The 18,174-nt window shown below is 59.3% G+C and carries 16 protein-coding genes; 3 read left to right on the top strand and 13 right to left on the bottom strand.

The genetic code is table 11. From position 1 onward, the window contains the following. Entirely contained in the window at nt 1–2,427 is a 2,427-nt protein-coding gene (locus AOP6_RS13980) for a U32 family peptidase (protein ID WP_275950986.1), read from the bottom strand. 147 nt (nt 2,428–2,574) lie between these two features. Between AOP6_RS13980 and AOP6_RS13975 the strand changes: the two genes are divergently transcribed. Next, a complete protein-coding gene (locus AOP6_RS13975) occupies nt 2,575–3,669 on the top strand; it encodes a hypothetical protein (protein WP_155877340.1) in 1,095 nt (364 codons plus the stop codon). On the opposite strand, the gene radC is transcribed toward AOP6_RS13975, so the two are convergent. Both radC and AOP6_RS13965 read right to left on the bottom strand, forming a co-directional pair. Beyond that, complete coding sequence (gene radC / locus AOP6_RS13970) at nt 3,633–4,319, bottom strand: DNA repair protein RadC (RefSeq protein ID WP_155877339.1); 687 nt, start codon at nt 4,317–4,319, stop codon at nt 3,633–3,635. The two genes, AOP6_RS13975 and radC, sit on opposite strands and share 37 nt — an antisense overlap. A gap of 62 nt (nt 4,320–4,381) precedes the next feature. Next, nucleotides 4,382–4,705, bottom strand: coding sequence for a hypothetical protein (locus tag AOP6_RS13965; protein ID WP_155877338.1), 324 nt, complete (start codon nt 4,703–4,705; stop codon nt 4,382–4,384). A 164-nt stretch (nt 4,706–4,869) separates the two neighbouring features. On the opposite strand from AOP6_RS13965, the gene AOP6_RS13960 reads away from it, so the two are divergent. Continuing rightward, nucleotides 4,870–5,982: a hypothetical protein gene (locus tag AOP6_RS13960; RefSeq protein ID WP_155877337.1), complete on the top strand. Its 1,113-nt coding sequence runs from the start codon at nt 4,870–4,872 to the stop codon at nt 5,980–5,982. A gap of 63 nt (nt 5,983–6,045) precedes the next feature. Here the strand turns inward: AOP6_RS13960 and AOP6_RS13955 are convergent, their stop codons facing one another. The 4 genes from AOP6_RS13955 to miaA all read right to left on the bottom strand — a co-directional run bounded on the left by AOP6_RS13955 (nt 6,046) and on the right by miaA (nt 10,128). Next, entirely contained in the window at nt 6,046–7,440 is a 1,395-nt protein-coding gene (locus tag AOP6_RS13955) for a M23 family metallopeptidase (protein ID WP_225897306.1), read from the bottom strand. 61 nt (nt 7,441–7,501) lie between these two features. Beyond that, a complete protein-coding gene (locus AOP6_RS13950) occupies nt 7,502–7,876 on the bottom strand; it encodes a PilZ domain-containing protein (RefSeq protein WP_155877336.1) in 375 nt (124 codons plus the stop codon). An 84-nt stretch (nt 7,877–7,960) separates the two neighbouring features. Further along, nucleotides 7,961–9,226 carry a glycosyltransferase family 2 protein gene (locus AOP6_RS13945; protein ID WP_155877335.1) on the bottom strand — a complete coding sequence of 422 codons (1,266 nt, stop codon included), beginning with the start codon at nt 9,224–9,226 and terminating at the stop codon, nt 7,961–7,963. Continuing rightward, nucleotides 9,223–10,128 (bottom strand): tRNA (adenosine(37)-N6)-dimethylallyltransferase MiaA, encoded by a 906-nt coding sequence (gene miaA / locus AOP6_RS13940; protein WP_155877334.1) that lies wholly within the window; start codon nt 10,126–10,128, stop codon nt 9,223–9,225. The genes AOP6_RS13945 and miaA overlap by 4 nt, the downstream gene beginning before the upstream one ends. A gap of 186 nt (nt 10,129–10,314) precedes the next feature. On the opposite strand from miaA, the gene pcnB reads away from it, so the two are divergent. Continuing rightward, nucleotides 10,315–11,607 carry a polynucleotide adenylyltransferase PcnB gene (gene pcnB, locus AOP6_RS13935; RefSeq protein WP_225897305.1) on the top strand — a complete coding sequence of 431 codons (1,293 nt, stop codon included), beginning with the start codon at nt 10,315–10,317 and terminating at the stop codon, nt 11,605–11,607. Between the two features lie 103 nt (nt 11,608–11,710). Here pcnB and AOP6_RS13930 read toward each other — a convergent pair whose 3' ends face one another. From AOP6_RS13930 to AOP6_RS13905, 6 genes are all read right to left on the bottom strand, one after another. Further along, nucleotides 11,711–12,724 carry a nitroreductase family protein gene (locus AOP6_RS13930; RefSeq protein ID WP_155877333.1) on the bottom strand — a complete coding sequence of 338 codons (1,014 nt, stop codon included), beginning with the start codon at nt 12,722–12,724 and terminating at the stop codon, nt 11,711–11,713. Between the two features lie 102 nt (nt 12,725–12,826). Beyond that, a complete protein-coding gene (locus AOP6_RS13925; protein ID WP_155877332.1) occupies nt 12,827–13,549 on the bottom strand; it encodes a divalent cation transporter in 723 nt (240 codons plus the stop codon). Nucleotides 13,550–13,753: 204 nt separating this feature from the next. Continuing rightward, the gene (locus AOP6_RS13920; RefSeq protein WP_155877331.1) at nt 13,754–14,500 is read right to left on the bottom strand and encodes a class I SAM-dependent methyltransferase; all 747 of its coding nucleotides are present in this window, start codon (nt 14,498–14,500) and stop codon (nt 13,754–13,756) included. A 317-nt stretch (nt 14,501–14,817) separates the two neighbouring features. Continuing rightward, entirely contained in the window at nt 14,818–16,275 is a 1,458-nt protein-coding gene (locus AOP6_RS13915; protein WP_155877330.1) for a YdgA family protein, read from the bottom strand. Nucleotides 16,276–16,503: 228 nt separating this feature from the next. Next, a complete protein-coding gene (locus AOP6_RS13910) occupies nt 16,504–17,184 on the bottom strand; it encodes a transposase (RefSeq protein WP_155877753.1) in 681 nt (226 codons plus the stop codon). Nucleotides 17,185–17,398: 214 nt separating this feature from the next. Beyond that, nucleotides 17,399–17,974 carry a heavy metal-binding domain-containing protein gene (locus AOP6_RS13905; protein WP_155877329.1) on the bottom strand — a complete coding sequence of 192 codons (576 nt, stop codon included), beginning with the start codon at nt 17,972–17,974 and terminating at the stop codon, nt 17,399–17,401. Nucleotides 17,975–18,174: the final 200 nt, after the last annotated feature.

The raw sequence follows: 18,174 nt of genomic DNA, 5'->3' as shown, positions 1-18,174 counted from the left end.
CTATTCCAGGCCCTGCTCGAAGTTGAAGGAAGAGGTTCCCGGCACTTCACCCCCCTTTTTGAGGACCTGCAGCACTTTTTTGCCTTCGGGGGAATGGGGTCCCAGATGGGAGAGGTCGACGATAAAACGATGGCAGCCCAGGGACTGCAGAACATCCAGCTGCCCGAGAAGCGAGAAATCAACATTGGAGGCAAGGACCGTGAGGCCGCCGCGCTGGTCAACCCGGTAGGTATCGCCGCGGTCGGAAACCACCGGCTGGTCAGCCCGCACCGAGCGGATCGGAATGCGTGACGTGATGAGGGGGACGCGGGTATAGACCGTGGCGGCGGCCGGAACCCCCGTATCCCGCGCCAGCAGTTGGGCCAGGTTGTCCCTGTCGTCCTCGATATAGAGGGACACTTCCTCGGCGCCCAGCTCACGCCAGGCCAGGATGGCCTGGCTGTTCAGGCTGAAGAGGCGGTAGCTGGTGTGCAGATGCAGGCCGTCGAACCCGTCAAAAAGAGGGAAATGCCCGAGATTGCCCAGGCTGAAATGGCTGAAGCCGCGGCTGACCAGAATTCGGATAGCCTTGCGTGTGTCGTTCCACTGATTCCCCAGCAGCACAAAAGGGATATCCCAGATAATGCGGTCTTCTTTGCCGGCCAGTCCCTTGCCGAGGCGTAGCTGGTTCACATGGGACAGGGTCAGTGGCAGCATGACACGGTCCACCTCCGGGTCGAGGAGCAAGCCGATGTCCCGCGGGTCCCGCAAACCCAGAGTGAACTGGCGCCGTTCCTGCGCAGGCTGGCTGGCCGGTAGCAGGGCGGCAAGGGCGGCTTGCCGCCGCCGGTTCTGCTGGGCCTGGCGTTCGCGGCGCAGCGTCTGCGAGAGTTGCTGATAAAAATCGCGGCGGATCTGCTTGAGCTGACTGGGCGGAATGATCACCGGGGGCAGCTCGCCGGTGGCAAGTTCGCCCAGCAGGAAAGGTTCCTGGCCGCTTTTGGCGAAAACGGTCTCCAGAGTCTGGCGGCTGAGGGGACTTTCTTCGGCGGCAAAGGTTTCGACGGCGTAGCTCTTCTCAAAGTCAAGATCCCCGACCCTGGCCCGCAGGATCAGATGGCATTCGGCGAGAGTGACCTCCAGGTCGATTCTTTCGGGAACAGGGAGGGCCTGCTCCAGTTTGCGGCGGCAGGCCGCTTCGCTCAGGGTGAATGCCTGCTCGGAAGAAACCTTGAAGACGGCGTCCCCCACCTTGAAAGTGTTTTCAAAAGGGGAGGGAGCGGAGACAAAGACGCCGGCGGACACTTTCTTGACGGGGCGCTGTCCCTGAAAAAGCTCCTTGATGGTGAAGGCTGTTCCCGCCTTGTCCGTTTTCGGCTGGACGCGCAGGCGGTCGCCGATATGGAGACGGTCGCGGGTCTTGAAGGAAATGGTTCCCCCCCTGACCTGGCTGACTTCGCCGAGAAAGCGGCCCGTTGCCCCCTTGACCGAGGGAATGGCGATGTCGTGCGGGATGCCGCCAGGCAGAAAGCCCTTGGTGGGGTTGCGGCCGAAAGAGGCCTTGAGATGCTCTTTGGCCTGGCGCACCGCTTCGGCCCGCTGGGCGGGGGCCGCGTCCAGGGCCATGCGGTAGGCGGACACCACGTTGGAGACGTATTCGGCGCTCTTCATGCGCCCCTCGATCTTCAGGCTGATGATGCCGGCGTCGGTGAGTTCCGGCAACAGATCGATGGCGGAGAGATCGTTGGTGGAAAAGTAATAGCCGTCCTGCTGGCGATAGCGGTAGCGGCGTCGGCAAGGCTGAGCGCAGCGCCCGCGGTTGCCGCTCTTGCCGCCGAGGTAGGAGGAGAAATAACACTGACCTGAAAAGCAGAAGCAGAGGGCGCCATGGATGAAGTGCTCCAGTTCCATGCTGGTCTGGGCGCGGATGCCGGCAATCTCCTCAAGGCTCAGCTCGCGGGCCAGCACCGCCCGCGAAAAGCCCATGCGCTCGAGCATGCGGACGCCGGCGACGTTGTGTACCGTCATCTGGGTGGAGGAGTGCAGTTCCAGATCGGGAAAGTGCTCGCGGGCCAGACGCCACACGGCGAGATCCTGCAGGATGACGGCGTCGATGCCCATGGCCTCCAGGGCGCTCAGGGTGTCGACAAGCTGCGGCAGTTCCGTCTCTTTGACCAGGGTGTTGAGGGTGACATAGACCTTGCGGCCCTGTCCGTGGGCGTAGGCCAGCATCCTCTCCATGTCGCCGAGGCTGAAATTGCGCGCCTTGGCACGGGCGGAAAAATCGCGCAGGCCAGCATAGACGGCGTCCGCGCCCGCTTCCATGGCGGCAAAAAAAGCTTCCAGGCTGCCGGCGGGGGACAAGAGCTCGGGTCTGGTTCTGGCGGCGGGCAAAGTCGGTGAGGTCACAGGTTCATCCAAGGTCTTGCGGTTGCTGGAAAAAAACAAGCCGGGATGGTTTTCCCCGGCCTGGTGAGGTGAGTCGTTCGTTAAAATATCATGACCCTGGTCAGCAATTCAAGCGCTTAGTCGAGAGGTTAGATCTGGCGTCCGGGATAGAACGGTGTTATTCTTTTTTGCAAAAGGAGACGAGCCATGCCTATATCCCCCCCAGCCGAACCATTTCTGCACCAGGCCCCCATGGAACTGATGGAACTCTACGGACGGATGAACGCCCTCTCCGTCCGCAAAGGGTTCAGCAAAATTTTACCTGCCGTGTGGCAGTGCTCCGATGAAAGCCAGGGGATCAAGAAGGCCCTGTTTGGCTATGTCTTCGATTGTCCGGTGTTCAACCTCGGTCGCGTCGGCGGGCTGCTCGACCCAATGCGTCTGGTGCCAGCCTCTCATCATGGCCAGGATCTCGTCATCCTGGGCGGCAGCCATCATGGCATCCGCGAGGAAGACGGCATCGGCTTTGTCGAACGGATTCACGGCGAGGTCGCCCCTTGCTGCAGCGCTCTCTATCGCCTGCTGGAAGGCTATCTGGTCATCTACCGGCGGGCGGCCGCCTCCATTCGCCTCTTTCGCGGGGTCGGCGGCCTCAAGGTCGAGATCCCCTACAAATATCTGTTTCGGCACAGTCAGAGCGATGAGCCCCGTATCGTCCTGCATCTGCGCCGGCTGGTGGACGGCGAGGCCCTGCGGGATTCAAGTCACGGCAAGGTTTACCGCCTGCATCCGGCCTTTGTGGAAAAAAACGAAGTGGTGCTGGCGAAGCTGGGTGCCGAGCCCCAAGCCATCGGCAGCCTCCTCGGCGCCGAGTATTTTGTCTTCAGCCGTGCCCTCGATCCGCAGAGTCATGATATCAAGGCGATGCTGGAGGTAACCGTCTTCGATTTCCTGCCGGATATCGTCACCTCGGAAAGGCCCCACCGCCGCCTTGCCGATATCAACACCTGGCGACAGTTTCATCGACTGGCCTCCTACCTGACCGATTCTTTCGACAGCGGCGAGCGCAACATTCTGGTCATCGCCGGACTGACTTTGGATCATTCGGTCAAGCGCAACACCTTCGTTCCCCAGTTCGGTTTTTTGCTGCCCCACGGCCGCGCGGCGGAAGCCGAATATTACGGGCCCGCCGAGATAAACGATCTTTTGTTGCAGCAGGACGTGCTGCTGCCGCGGAAGAGTTTTTTCGAGTACGCCGAAGTCGGTCAGGACATGAGGCCGCGGTCGGCCAAGCTGACATAGGTGCCGTTGCCGATGATGATGTGATCGAGCACCCTGACCCCCATGAGTTCGCCGGCGCTACGGAGGCGGCTGGTAATTTCGAGATCCTCCCGGCTCGGGGAAGGGTCGCCGGAGGGGTGGTTGTGCACGAGCAGAAGGGCTGCCGCCGATTCCCGCACCACCGGGGCGAAGACCTCGCGGGGGTGGACGATGCTGGCGGAGAGGCTCCCTTCCGAGACCTGTATTTCACGAATGACCCGGTTCTTGCTGTCAAGCAGCACCGTCAGAAAGACCTCCTTCTTCCGGTCCCGCAGCCGCTCGTGAAAATGCTGAAAGACCTCCTCGGCGCAGCTGAATTTTTCTCCCGGCTGCAAAGGCGCCGCGGCGAAGCGGCGGGCCAGTTCGAAGACGGCCTTGAGCTCCGCCGCCTTGGCCGGCCCGATCCCCTTGAGCTCACACAACTCCGTCACCGAAGCCTGGGCCATGGTGCGTAATGTGGAAAAACGCGCCAGCAGCTGGCGGGCGTGGTCAAGGGCGCTGCAGCGGCTCGAAGCGTCGCCGGTGCGCAGGATGAGGGCGAGAAGTTCGGCATCGCTGAGAGCTTCGGGCCCTTTGTGCAGAAGCTTTTCCCGTGGCCGCTCGTCGGCGGGCCAATTTTTGATCTGGTGCATGAAAGTCCGGTCGGAAGAGGCCGTAAGGCTGGTGAGTTGGCGGTAAGGGTCGGCGGAATGGACTAATGGCCGGGTTGCGGGGAGGGTTTGGTTTCTCCCGCGAAGGGTCGGCCCCAGAAGGTGCCCAGAACCTCCTTGTCGCGGTTGTCGAGAATCGCCCCCCGCTCCATCATCTGCTGCTGCAGCTTTTCAAGAGACTGGCGCTGACGGATCGCCACATCCACGCGTTCACGGCTATGGCAGATCCCGCAGCGGTTATCGATGACCTTGTGGAAATCATCGAGAGTCTTCGGGGTGATGGCGCCGAGGTTTTCCATCTGCTTGGCGCCGAAGGCCGGGGTCTGCCCCAGGATAAGGACGATCAGAATCAGGCAGCTATATTTCATGGAGGGCCGTTTCCCTTTCAGGAGAGTTGACGATCGTGTTGCCAAAAGATGAAAAGAATTTTACGTCAGACGTCTTCTTTGTCAATGACTGGCCGCTCGGTTCGTTTGCAAATGGCGGCGAGTATGGCATGATGACCGCTTAACCCTGGCTGTACGGAGGAATAATGAGCGGTTTTGAGGAAGCTGTCAGCGCCGCGCCGGTGACCTTGCCGCGCCCTGCTCTTAAGCGCATGATCGCTCTGGTGCGGACCCTTTTCGCCCTGAGCCGCAACCAGCGTTACCGAGAGTATCTTTCCCCTTTGCTGCCCGAGGTCGCCCGTTTCGATCCGGGGCACGACGCGGTGATGATGGGGTTCGACTTTCATGTGACCGGTGAGGTGCCCAGCCTCATCGAGGTCAATACCAATGCCGGCGGCGGGCTGCTCGCCCACCGGGCCCAACACCCCGGGGAAGCGGCGGGAACCCTGGCGTTGCCACGACGACTGGAAGAGCCGCTGCGCCAATCCTTCCTCCGCGAGATGGAGGCTTTCAGCGCGGGCCGGCAGTTGCTGCCCCGGCGCCTCGCTATCCTCGACGAGCAACCGGCCGAGCAGTTTCTCTATCCCGAGATGCTGGCGTTCCGTGAGCTTTTCACGCGCTGGGGCATTCCGGCGCTGATTGCCGATCCGCAGGAACTGCGGGCGGACGCCGAGGGCGTCTTTCATGGCGATGAGCCGGTGGACTTCATCTACAACCGGCATTGCGATTTCTACCTGGAGAGCGAGCCCATGGCCGGCCTCCGCGCTGCCTATCTGGCCCGCAAGCTCTGCCTTTCTCCCAACCCCCATGTCTATGGTCTGCTGGCTGACAAACGGCGCCTGGCGCTGTGGACGGATCGAGATGTCATGGCCTCCCTCGGGGTTTCTCCGGCGGAGCTCGACCTGCTGGCGGAGACGGTACCTGAGAGTCGGCTGATGGGCGCCATGGCTCGTGAAAGCCTCTGGCAGGAGCGCAAAGCCTGGGTCTTCAAGCCGGTCGACCGTTTCGGTAGCCGTGGGGTACTGCTGGGCCGCAAAATATCGCGCAGCCGTTTTGAACAGCTCGAGCCGGAGCAGACCCTCGTACAACGCCTGGTGGAACCGTCCGTCACCGCCAGCGGCGACGAAGTCATGAAAACGGATTTCCGCCTGTATGCCTATCGTGACCACGTCCTTGGGGTGGCGGCGCGCCTCTATCAGGGGCAGGTGACCAATATGCGCACACCGGGGGGGGGCTTCGCCCCCGTACATATCCGCTAAATAGACAAAGGGCCTGATCGCTGCAGCGACCAGGCCCTTGTTGTGGACTGTTACCCCTTGGACTCAGGGAGCCGACAGGCGTGAGTCGACGTTGTTCTTAAGCCACTGAGCGTCCCACCACTCGATCGGGTTAACCGGCACGCCGGCAACTACAATGCCGAAGTGCAGATGATCCCCTCCCGCCATGCCAGTCAGACCCGTATTGCCGATAATCTGGTTTTTGCTCACGTTTTCAGCCTCGGCCACGTCAATTTTGCTCAGATGGCCATACAGGGTCTGCAAGCCGAGCCCGTGGTCGATGATCACGCACTGGCCGTAGATTCCCAGGTAGCCCGCAAAGACGACCCGCCCCGTGTTGGCGGCATGGACAGGTGCCTGAACCACGGAGGCCAGGTCGATGCCGAGGTGAATCTGGCTGTCAATCTTCTGGTCGTTGTAATAGTAGCTGCGGCGGTCACCAAAAAGGGCCAGGGTCGCCGACTGGGGCTGGCGCAGAAAAGCCCCTTCCCACAAGGGGGTGGCGGAGGTCTGCCCGGCGAACCCGACAAGTTTTTCCCGATTGCTCTGACGCAGGTCCCGGTTGACGGCCAGGAAAATGTCCACCGGTGTGCCGGCCTCGGGCACCAGGGCTTTGAACTCAGGGGTTTTAGCCTGAAGAAAACGGTCGTCGATGTTGATCCGTCGCTGACGGAAGGTCTGTTCCTTGGCCCGGTAAAAGATGCCGGTCATCGCTTCGTTCCCGGCCAGGTCAACAGCCTGTATGCGAGGGACAAAATCCTTTTCGGGCAGATCGTTGGGAAAAGGCACGAGGCAGGCATAGAATCCCGAACTCTGGCGGTGGGCAGGTATGAAACGATCGGCAACGACAATGCCGGCCTTGCTGACCTCTTCGGCGAGCCGAAAGGTGACCAGGGCCGAGCCGCCCTGCACGAAATTGTGCCCGGTGCTGATGACGGTGGCCAGGGGCGGAGTCCGGTCAAAGGAAAAAGAGAAACTCTGCTCTGCCCGGTTGCCCTTGCCGAAATGATAGACCGCGTGATCCCCGACGGTAATCACGATATCGAAAGGCCCTTCCGACAGGTTGGCGGCGGCGAGACTCAAATCCTCCCGGATCGTGGTCGTGCCGGCGGGAAAACTTTTACTCATCAGGGGCGTGGCCCCTCCCTGCTGGAGCAGGGTGACGGTCAGGTCCCTGATGCCGGTGCCGGTGTCTTCAAGGCGCAGCTCCAGGGGGCGGACGGGTGCGATGGCGCCGCTGTCGGGTGAGAGGGTCACCGTCGGGGCGGTGGTGTCGCGAAAGTAGTAAAAAGCCCCGGCGCCAAAGGCGATCAGAAGCAGAAGAAAGAGCAAAGACGACTTTTTCACGGAAAACTCCAGTTGCAGGTTGCGGGTGAAGGCGGGAAAGGTGGCAAAGCGACCATTGGTTGACCAGGCAAAGGCGACCTGATCGAGCTGCACCTTTGACAGGTGTCAGGCTACTTGCGGAAGTGAAGAACAGGGGGAGGCAAAGGGCAGGGGCCTATCCTTCCTGGCTGTCGACCCACTCGGCGATGTTGTTGGCGAGGTCGTCCGGCAGATCGGTAAACTTGAGGCCCATGCCAGGCTCGTAGGGGGCGCCTTTGGTATAGTGGCGCTTCCAAACGACTTCGCAGGTGCACTCGATCGTCCGGTTCAGGGGCGAAGGCAGGGGGATCTCCACCCGGAATTGACTGCCGGGTTCCCGAGGATTGACGGTGCCAATAAAAATGCCGCTGCGGCTGATGTTCTTGGTGTAGCCAAAAAAAGACTTCTGTCCATCGTCCATGCGAACGCGCAGGGCGATCAAGGGGGAGCGCAGGTTTGTTCTCGGGTCAGCCTTTTCCCGTACCGGTTGATCGGTTGTTTCCTGTTCCATGAGGTCCTCAATCGGTAAAAGTCATTTTCTAAACGGATAATATATTAAAAAAACCGTTAGAATTCAAAGAAATTTTACTAAATTTCAGGCCGTGGGTCCGTAGGCATGACGCCTCAGGGCCTGGAGCTGGGCCGTGGTTTGCTCGACGGGGGGCAGTCCAGCCCATACCAGCAAGGGAGGCAGGGCTTCCCGGGGCTGGAGGCGGCCGTATTGGCGATCGCTCAGAAAATGGATCAGTTGCAGGGTTTTCAGCCCGTCGAACCAGCCGTGAAAAGCCCGCAGAAAAGCATCTTCCCGGGGATGATTGCGTTGCAGGCGCTCCCAGACCAGGCCGAAGGCCCTGGCCTCCAGAAAATCACCGAGGTCGGCGGAAAGAGCCCGGGCCCGGGCAAGCAGATCAGCCGACGCCGCTGCCGGTGCGGTTTTGGCCAGTGCCAGCCAACGGGCCAGCAGACGAAAGCAGTCGGGGTGGTAGAAGCGCACGGCCTCCGGCTCGCCGGCCAGCAGGCGACCGACCGTCGGTCCGGTGCCGAAAGGGGTGCGGTCGGAGGCGCGGGAGGAGGGATACACCTCGGTCCCGCGCAGACGAGCCACGCCGGCGGTTTTGGCCATCTGCTGCAGAAAATAGAAATCTTCGCCGGCCTGGCGGCGGTTCATGCCACCCATGCGGGCATAGTCGCCGGCGCGAAAGGCCATGGCGCTGCCAATGGTCCAGAAAGCATAGGGGGAGGAGGCCAGCTCAAGTCCAAGGGCATAGTGGTGCAGGTAAAGTTCGTAGTGATCGATGGCCCCCTGTGCCTCTGCGTTGGCAGCGGGCTGGTGGCAAAAAGGAATGACAGCGGCCCCGGTTTTGGTCTGGCGGAAATGCCGGTGCAGGGCGAGGAAGTAATCGGACCGCACCAGGGTGTCGGCGTCAAGGGAGGTCAGCAGGGGAACGGCGCCTTCATAATCCAGGCGGGAGAGGGCCAAATCAAAGCCGATCTTGCGGGCCATGCCAACGCCATCCTTGTCGGCCAGCTCCCGGCCGGCCGTGGCGGCATCGACCCAGGCCAATGGCAGCCCCTTGAAAACCCCAGCGCTATGGCGCAGACGCGCCAGGTCGTCGCTGTTGACCTGTTGGCGATGAGGGGCGGTCTGGCGACTGTTGTTGACGACGACGATAGTCAGCCAGGGCTGCGGCGGTGGTGTCGCGGCGGCCAGGCTGGCCAGGGTGTCGAAGAGGGTGTCCCCTTCGGCCAGGGCAGGGATGACGACCGCGCCGGCAAAGCGGCGGCCGACCGCCCCTTCCAGTTCCCAGGGCCCGTCAATGCCCCGGCTGCGCAGATAGCGGGCAAGGCCGGCTGGAATCATACCCCGGCATCTCCGATCCGCTGGAGGATAGCTGCGGTGGCGGTCTCGCCGCCATCGACCCAGTGAATGGCCGTCCCCTGCCGCTCCATGCGGCGGAACCAGGTCTCCTGCCGTTTGGCGAACTGATGGATGGCGCTGTTGAGTTTCTGCACCATATCGTTGCGGCGCAGTTCCCCCTGGAGGAATTGGGCGACAAAGCGGTATTCAAGGCCGTAAAACTCCAGCGTCTCGAAGGGAACGCCCGCCAGTCGCAGACCTTCGACTTCTTCGATCAGCCCCTGCTCCAGCCGTTCCCGCAGTCGTCGGGTGATGCGCTGCCGCAGCACTTCCCGCGGCCAGCGCACGCCAAAGATCAGGGGGCGGATGTCGGGTGGCGGCGGCAACTCGGCGGCAGCGGCCAGCTCCCCTTCGGCGATTTCGATGGCCCGGATCAGGCGATCGCGATCCTCCAGGTCGGTGCTGTTATGCTGCTGAGGCCGCAACGCAAGCAGCCGCTGTTGCAGGGCCTCGGTCGGAAAGCCGGCCAGCTGCCGACGCAGAACCGGATTTTCAGGGACTTCGACCAGACGGTAGCCCCGCAGGACGGCGTCGAGATAGAGGCCCGTGCCGCCGACGAGGATCGGCAGGGCGCCTCGCTCGCTGATGTCGACAAAGGCCTGGTAGAAGCGCCGCTGAAATTCGAAAACGTTGAACTCATGACCGGGCGGCACCAGGTCGATCAGATGGTAGGGAACCTCGCCGTACTCCTGCAGGTCCTTGCCGGTACCGATATCCATGCCGGTATAAACCTGACGCGAGTCGGCGGAGAGGATTTCGCCGCCGAGGGCGCGCGCTACTTCGACGCCCAAGCGGGTTTTGCCCGAAGCCGTAGGGCCAAGGATGACGATGAGATTGAAGGGCATGAGCTCTCTCCGTGATGATGGACAACCGTTGACGCGAGCCGTCAATCTAAGGTGTTTCGCCGGAAAATACAACGTTCAGAGGGCTTTTTCGGTATAAATCCTTTTCACTTTCGGCACTTTCTGCTAGATTGTCGAGTTGGTGACCCGAGTCGCCCCGCGAGAAAAACACCAGGAAACGATCCCTTCATGACTCCACAGCGCCATAACATGCCCTTTTGCCCGGCCGAACCTGTTATCCTGCCCCGTAGCGAACACCCTATCTCCCGCAAGCAGATCGACGAAAACACCCTGAAAGTTCTCTACCGGCTGCGCGGCCATGGGCACAAAGCCTATCTCGTTGGCGGCAGCGTCCGTGATCTGCTGCTTGGACGGAAGCCCAAAGATTTCGATATCGGCACCGACGCCACCCCCAACCAGGTGAAGAAGCTGTTTCGCAACTGCTTTCTGGTGGGGCGCCGCTTCCGGCTCGCTCATGTCCGTTTTGGCCGGGACAGCCTGGTGGAAGTTGCCACCTTTCGCCGCCTGCCGCGCGAAGACGAACTGCCGGAAAATCCCGAAGATCACTTCTTCTTCGCCGAAAACGTCTTCGGTACACCCTGTGAAGACGCCTTTCGCCGCGACTTCACCATCAACGCCCTCTTTTACGATATCGCCGATTTCTCCATTATTGACTATGTCGGTGGGCTCGAAGATTTGCGGGCTGGCCGCATCCGCGTCATCGGCTCGCCCTCCGTTCGCTTCACCGAAGACCCTGTGCGCATGCTGCGGGCCATCGAGTTCGCCGCGCGGCTCGGCTTCTCCCTCGACGAACAGACCCGCGAAGGCATCTATGAGCGGGCGCCCCTCATCGCCGAGGCGGCGCCGGCCCGTATCCGGGAAGAGCTTATGGAGCTTTTCCGGCACCGGGTGGCCTCCGACGTACTGCGCCAGGCCCAGTCCCTGGGGCTGCTTTCCCATCTGCTGGCGGGGTTCGAGGCTGACAACGACACCTTCGAACTGCTGAGTCTGATCGATGCGCGCACCGCCGCCGGGCAGGCCATCGAAGAGCACCTCGCCCTGGCCGCCCTTTATCTCTCCCGTTTCTGGCGGGCCTGTCCGCAGGGCGACGGGGCCCCCATCACCGAGGTCGTGCGCATCGCCAACCTGGTGTTGTCCCCCCACTGCGGTTATTTTCACGTCGCCCACGGCATCCGCCACCTGGCCCGCGAACTGCTGGTGGGCTGCTACCGCCTGGCCCGCGGGCGCGGCAAGCGCGGCGAACAACGCCTGCTCCGCCATCCGCTTACGCCGCAGGTTCTGGAGCTTTTTATGCTGTGGACCAAGGTGTTGGGAGAAAGTCAGGAGCTGGGAGCCAGTTGGCAGAGGGCGCTGCTTAAGGCTGCGGAACAAGAAGAGCCGACGACTGGTGAAGCACCCAGCCGCCGCCGACCTCGAAAACGGCGGAAACCCCGCAAGGCCAAACCCAAAAGCGAAGCCTGATTTTTGGGTGAGACGGTGCAGTTTTTTTGTGCAGGCCCGAAAAGGATACGGCCCTCTTTTTCCCTAGGCGAGAGATTTTCCTGATGACGCAGGGGCGGGGGGCTCAAATCAATACCGCCTCCACCGGCCGACGTAACGACCGCGGCATGTCCTTGGCGCGGCCGAAACGGACGACGAGTTGCGGCCTGCTCTCCCCCAGGCCGAACACTCTGGCGAATTCAGGGCGCAGGCCTGTTTCCTCAACGGGCTGGTTCACAAAGGCATTCTTAATCCCCAGCACTGTTGCCTGTAAGGCAAAACGTTCGTAGCAGCGACCCGCTTCGACCCATTCCCTTTTGTCGTCTGAGTTTGATACGAATAGGGCAATTCCCGCAGAACTGCGGAGTTGGCGAGCATACTTGTCATTTTCTGGCTTGGTCCGCAAAAAGGCCCGAAACAGAATCCTGCCCAGCCAGCGTGGCGCCGGCGGACTCCCTGTCACGCGGGCGCTCAGGCCGTCACCCGTTCTGAGCGCTTCATCGTCATTGAAGCGAATCCATCTCTCCAACTCCCGCACAAAAGCAGGGTTGCTGATCTGCCTGCTGTTGCCCTCCACGACATAGTCGAGCACCTTTTCCATCGTCTCAGGTTCCGTAAGCAGCAGAACGCGAACGTTGCTTCCGCTGCCGGCCGTCTCCAGCAGTCGTAGTTCTTCGGTGCGTAGCGGTTGACCATCAAAATCCGTTCGGGTGCACTGTCGATAGGGAATCGCTTTGAAGAAAGATGACTCCCGTGTCTCCGCGGCCTCCAGGGTGAAGGTTGTTGCCCCGGCAGCGGAATGGCCTTCCGGTTGGGCCGTAAAGCCAAGCGCTTTTGCGGCCTGGACCAGGTTTTCCGCCGCGCACCCCAGCGAAACATAGAGATGGTGATCGTCCGGATCGACGACGGGCGTGCGTCGGGACAAGTCCGGCAGGATGGCAATAGAGCGGTTCTCCAGTTGAAATCGCCAGCACTGGGTGTTGTGACTGGATGGAGCCAGCGTGGCATAGCGGACGATCTCCCTGAGGATGGCCGCATCATCCGGTAAGGGGTGAGCCCCGTGCCGCCAGATGCTCTTCACGGTCTCCTGATAGTTCATGCGACGCGATCTCCCCCTCTCGTTAAAACTCGGCGCGGGCCCTCTTATGAAGAAAGCCTGTTAGTGGGCGGCGATAAATTTGTACACGGGACATAGTATGTATCACCCCGTTCCGAAAAGTACCTTACTGAACAATGCCAGACAAAACCCAAAAACCGCGCCCAGCGGAGGGGCCCAGTGCTTTTCCAGGCGAGATTGCGGGGCAATATCTTGAAAGATAAGATAGAGTATGCCTCCCGCGGACAAAAGCATGATGGTCGCCAGGATGGACTCATGCTCATGCAAAAAGAAATATCCGAAAAGACCGGCGACGGGCCCCAAAAAGACTAAAAAAAACATCACCATAAGAGTTTTGTTTGGCCTGGAATGATTGATGTTCTTAAGTTCCCTGTAGGCATTGAATCCCTCAGGAAGGTTCTGTAGGCCAATGAGCAGAGCCAAGAGGGGAGCGACCGGGGACTGCAGGGCGACCATGCCGCCCAGGGCGATCGATTCAGGAATATAATCAAGCATCATCCCCATCAGCTGCGGGGATTCTCTTCGGTGTAATCCCAGAAACCGTTCTATGGCAAAAAAAAGAATGCCGCCGGCCAGCGTTATGGGAATAGCATAGATAGGATCTTCCAGGCTGGACAGCCCTTCAGGGATGAGAACGACAGCAACCGCTCCGAGAAGGATGCCGCCACCAAAGGCAATCAACGAATGACGGAACTCGTTTTCCAGCCAGAGCGGCTGTATTTTTTCAAGGCGAGCGATGACACCACCGGCTGGAATGCAAAGGCCAGCGCCTGCGGTGAGCCATATGATGGACATGACATCGGTCATACGTATCGAATGGCCTCCGGAATTCGGATAAGCGGCAGGGAAACGACGATATCAGATGCCCGCTTGCCTGGTCGGTCCGGTTCTTTCGCTGGGCATAAAGGAACTTTAGCATCCAGGGTTTGAACGGCAAGAATAAGTACGAAAACTAGGGTCAACCTTGGAACGCGCTGCCAGTGACCCTGTGAAGCCTGTTAATCCTCCCCCTCATCGATTCATCAGCGCAAACACGCCCCAGCCCATGAATTCACGCGTGTAAGCGGCGTAGCGCGCGGGTTCCGAGGTCAGTTGGGTGCGAACCTCTTTGGCGAACGCGTCGCCTGGGTTGGCTTCAAGCCATCGGCGCATGGTGAGCCACTTGGCCGCCTCGTATCTGTCCCAGCTGTCCTGGTCGGCCAAAACCATTTCCACGACGTCGTAGCCCAGGTGGCCGAAAGAGGCGAGAAGCTCCGGCAGCAGCAGAAAATCGGCGATTGAGCCGGCAAGACACCCCTTGGCCACATCTTCCGTCGGCGGCAACTGCCGCCAGTAGGGTTCGCCGATGAGGATGATCCCGCCGGGGCGCAGACTCTGCGCCAGCAGCTCTATCGTGCCGGCGACGCCTCCACCGATCCACGTGGCACCGAGACAGGCTGCCACGCCTGCCTTCTCGTCAGCGACGAAGCCGGCCGCATCGCCATGGATGAACGTGACTTGGTCGGCGACACCGAGTTCTGCCGCACGGCGTTTGGCTTGTTCGGTGAATAGCTGACTCAGGTCGATACCGGTGCCCATGACCCCGTAATCGCGCGCCCAGGTGCACAGCATCTCCCCCGAACCGCTGCCGAGGTCGAGCACGCGGGTGCCCTTTTCCAGACGCAGGGCCGCGCCGAGAGTGGCGAGCTTTGCGGGTGTGAACGGGTTATGGATACGGTGAGCGCTTTCGGTGATGTTGAAGATCCGTGGAATATCCAATGTAGAAAACTCCTTACGGGGGTGAATGAATGGGGTCGCTGAGGGGAGATATGCAATATGCGGTGGTGCACTTGCAATTTGAATCTGCCGTAGGAAATCGTTCTGTCAAGAAAAATGACTCATATATGGATCATATTAGATAAATAAGAACCATATATGAGTCATGTATTGCCGTCTTATTCAGATTTTAAAAGTCTCGCCCCTCTAAAACCTGAGAGCGTCCTTCATTTTCTCCTACCTATAAAAACCAACAATTCAAGACCTGACCCCATATGCTGTGCGCGCCCCCCGTGGGGGCAAAAGGGCCGTCCCCGGCTCTACTGCCCCTGGAAAAGAGGAAGGAGCGTTCCGTTGAGCACCAGTTCCCCATTGCTGAAGGTGGCGCTGGCCTTGAGGTTCGCCCCGTCGCTCACTAAAAAATTCTGGGCCAGCAACCCGTCGATCTGCCCGTCCACCTGCTGCTCGACCAGGTTGGCGATCTCCTCGTCGCTGTAGGGAGGAAAGTCCCCCCTCTCCCGCGCTCCCATCAGGTTCTGCCGGATAGTGTCCTTGGCGAGGCTCCGTGCCAGGCTTTCCGCCACGGAGAGGTCGGCCTCGGCGTCGAGGGACTGAAGTAGCGCGGCGGGGTTCCCGGCAGCAGCGCCTGCGTTGCCGTCAAGCTTCACGCGTACCCGGCCGTCGACATCCCCCTGGGGCGTGGCGAAATGGAGCTTCCGGATGGTCAGCTCGGGGTTGCCCGCGGCGAGATTTTGAAAGAGCTGGAGGTAGAGGGGGAGCATGCGCCCGACCAGCTCCTCCGGGTTGAACGAGTCGGAGTCGCGGTAGAGGTCCTGGACCTGGCCCTGGAAGCTGGAGAGCGCTTCGCCGTCGAGGTTGTTCATCTCGATCTCAAGAACCCCCGGGCCGAACGTCTCCCCTTCCACCGTGACACCACCGAACTCCAGGGTCTGTTCATAGCGCACCAGGGTGCCGTCGACGCTGCTGTCCGAGGCTACCTCGAAGCCTTTCATCTGCATGGTCTTGAGCTGTCCGCTCTGCTTGTCGATGAAACTCATGTCCATGACCCCGAAGGACGCCTGGCTCGTGCCGACATAGAGCATCGGCAGGGTTTCCGCAAGGTCGAAGCGGCCGCTGATGCCGTTCCAGGTCAGTCGGCCGTCGGCCATGATGAGTTCCATCTTCGGCATGTCGAAGGTCCCCATCAGGGTTTTCATGTCCGGGCCTGCCTGTGATTCGAGGGTGAAGCCGCCCCAGCGCACCAGGTTCCCTTCCGACTGGTTTTCAAAGGCGGGGATCGTCACTCGGCTCCGTACGGAGCCATCGAGGGCGATCTTCGAGAAGGCGAAGGGCTCGGCGAGGGCTGGGATTTCGGCGAGCAGCTTCTCGAAGTCCTCCTCGTCGGCCGAGAAACTGACCAGGCGGGTCTCCACCAGGGCCAGGGCCGGCCCGCCGGTCTGCTGGCCGGAGGCCCCCAGGGGCAAGGGGCCGTGGCGGAAGGTATGCTCGAAAACAAAGCTGACCGCGTCCTCGGCATTTTCCTGGCCGTCTTCGGAAGGGCTCTGAGGCACCCGGATCTCCACCACCGTCTGCGCCCTGGACTCGAGGAAGCCCTTATCGTAGCTCTGGGTGGTCAGGGTGAAGGGGCCGAAATGACCGTACTGGTCGATCAGGCCGGTATAGCGGCTCTGCACGTTGGCGCCGACGAAGTAGGTCGCGCCGGCCCAGCTGGCGACACACAGTAGAACGATCACTGCGAGGACGATAAACTTTTTCATGCATACTCCTGGGGTAATGGAAGGACAACGGCTGTTTAATGGATTAGGACCGGATATCGGCACTTTTCGGACGGTGATTGTTAAATGCGGACGGGCTCCTATATTAGAGGGGATCGCGTCGGCAATCAATAGCCCTTTTTGCGTCACAATCGACCGGCGATTTAACGCATTCCGAGGGTGAATCCGCGCATCGAAATCGGTCCCTGGTGGCGGCAGGTCAGCGAGAAATTAGGGACACTCCCCGGTTTTCTTCCGGGGTCGCCCCGGCTTCCGTGGTTTCAATGTCTGATTCAGCTGAATTTCCAACCTATCAATGAAAGATTCCGAGCCAAATGGCCTGCCGGATTTGGTGGCTCTGCGGATGGTGGTGTCGGTCACATCCTCATCCAGGCACACAAACGCTGCATACGCGCTTCGCTCCAGTGGGCAAAGCCAGGAATCCGCTGACAACACCGCATCATGAGTGCCATTCACATGCGCTTTGGCGCTTGACCACCGATAATCCTCCACACTCAGGGCAAGCCCTGGTTTGAGAGGATTGCGTTCAATGTAACGTGCTACCGCCCAAAGATACTGTTCGTTTTCGACGACACACGAAAAAAAACGGTTCTGCCAGATACGTCCGGACTGTTCTCGCTTACGGTTGAGATACTGGGTATACATCTGGTTGGTCAACCCAATCCCGCGCGACAGAGAGGATTCCGTCTCTGGTACAGCGAGCAGATGAATATGGTTGTCCATCAGGCAGTAAGCCCAGATCTGAACATGATGCTTCTGTGTGTAGTCTGCCAGCAGCTTTAGATAGGTTTGTCTATCTTCGTCGTCGAAGAAAACCGTGGCGCGGTTGTTGCCACGTTGGGTGATGTGATGCGGGTAACCGGGGGCTATGATACGGGCAATTCTTGGCATGGCGGAAATGATAACGCAAGTCTTCAGGGCTGCAATCGAAAATATGGGGAGTGTCCCTAATTTCCTCTGGTCGCCGATCGGGCGGACCACAGGAACAGATCAAAAAGGTTGGAAGGTGTGAGGGGTTAGAAAGCTTAAAAATGTCCCGGGAGGATATCCTCGAGGTGCAGGGAAATCTCCGTTTTCCCATTGACTTTACTTATCATGGATGTCCCTAATTTCCCTCTAATTTCTTCTGACCGTTTTTGCTTTCAGCTATCACCTTTGTTGGCTCGACTTTAACTAATGTCCCATTTATTATTATACCGAACATGTTTTTAGAAAACTCAATATAATCGACATCTATGCCAATAACAGCATTTGCACCTTTTTCAACGGCAATATTTTTCAATCTTTTAAAAGCCATATTTTTTGCTTTATTCAATCTATCCATAACAGCCCCAGCTGGTACCCCAAACCAATCTGAGAATTTCCCTTCAAGTTCACTAAACATGCCAGCACCTAAAACAACCTCAACACATTCGACACCAATATAATTTTCAACAAAAAATCCATCTATATTATTAGTTGTCGTGAAAATAATATTCTCTGATAACTCCTTTATGTTGTCTTCTCTTATTTTTTCTTGGTTAATAAATTCATCATAGGCTTGTTCTTTGACTTTGTTTTTCTCGGCATTGATAGATTGCATTACCTTTGAAGCGCAATTATAACAATATTCTTGACCGTTAATGTTGTGTAAAAAAGAGTTTGTTTCAGTATTACAAGATGCACAAATTAGTTTGTTCATATTTTGATCCTTGAAAAAATTACTATTTTGGTGTTTTTTGGTGACGCTTGTGAAAAATTAGGGACACTCCCCCATTTTCTTATTCTGTTAGATTTTTGCGGGGTAGCCCGCAGTTCCAAGGCGAATAAACCCATTTGTCGGGCCTGACCCTTTTTGTGCTCTTTCCCGGTGAAATGAGTTTGCGCAGCAGAGTTGTTTTC

This window comes from Desulfuromonas sp. AOP6 (genome assembly GCF_009731355.2).
In the GTDB taxonomy this organism is placed as follows: domain Bacteria; phylum Desulfobacterota; class Desulfuromonadia; order Desulfuromonadales; family SZUA-540; genus SZUA-540.
The sequence above is the reverse complement of the archived record's forward strand: the minus strand, read 5'-3'. Positions and strand labels throughout refer to the sequence as shown.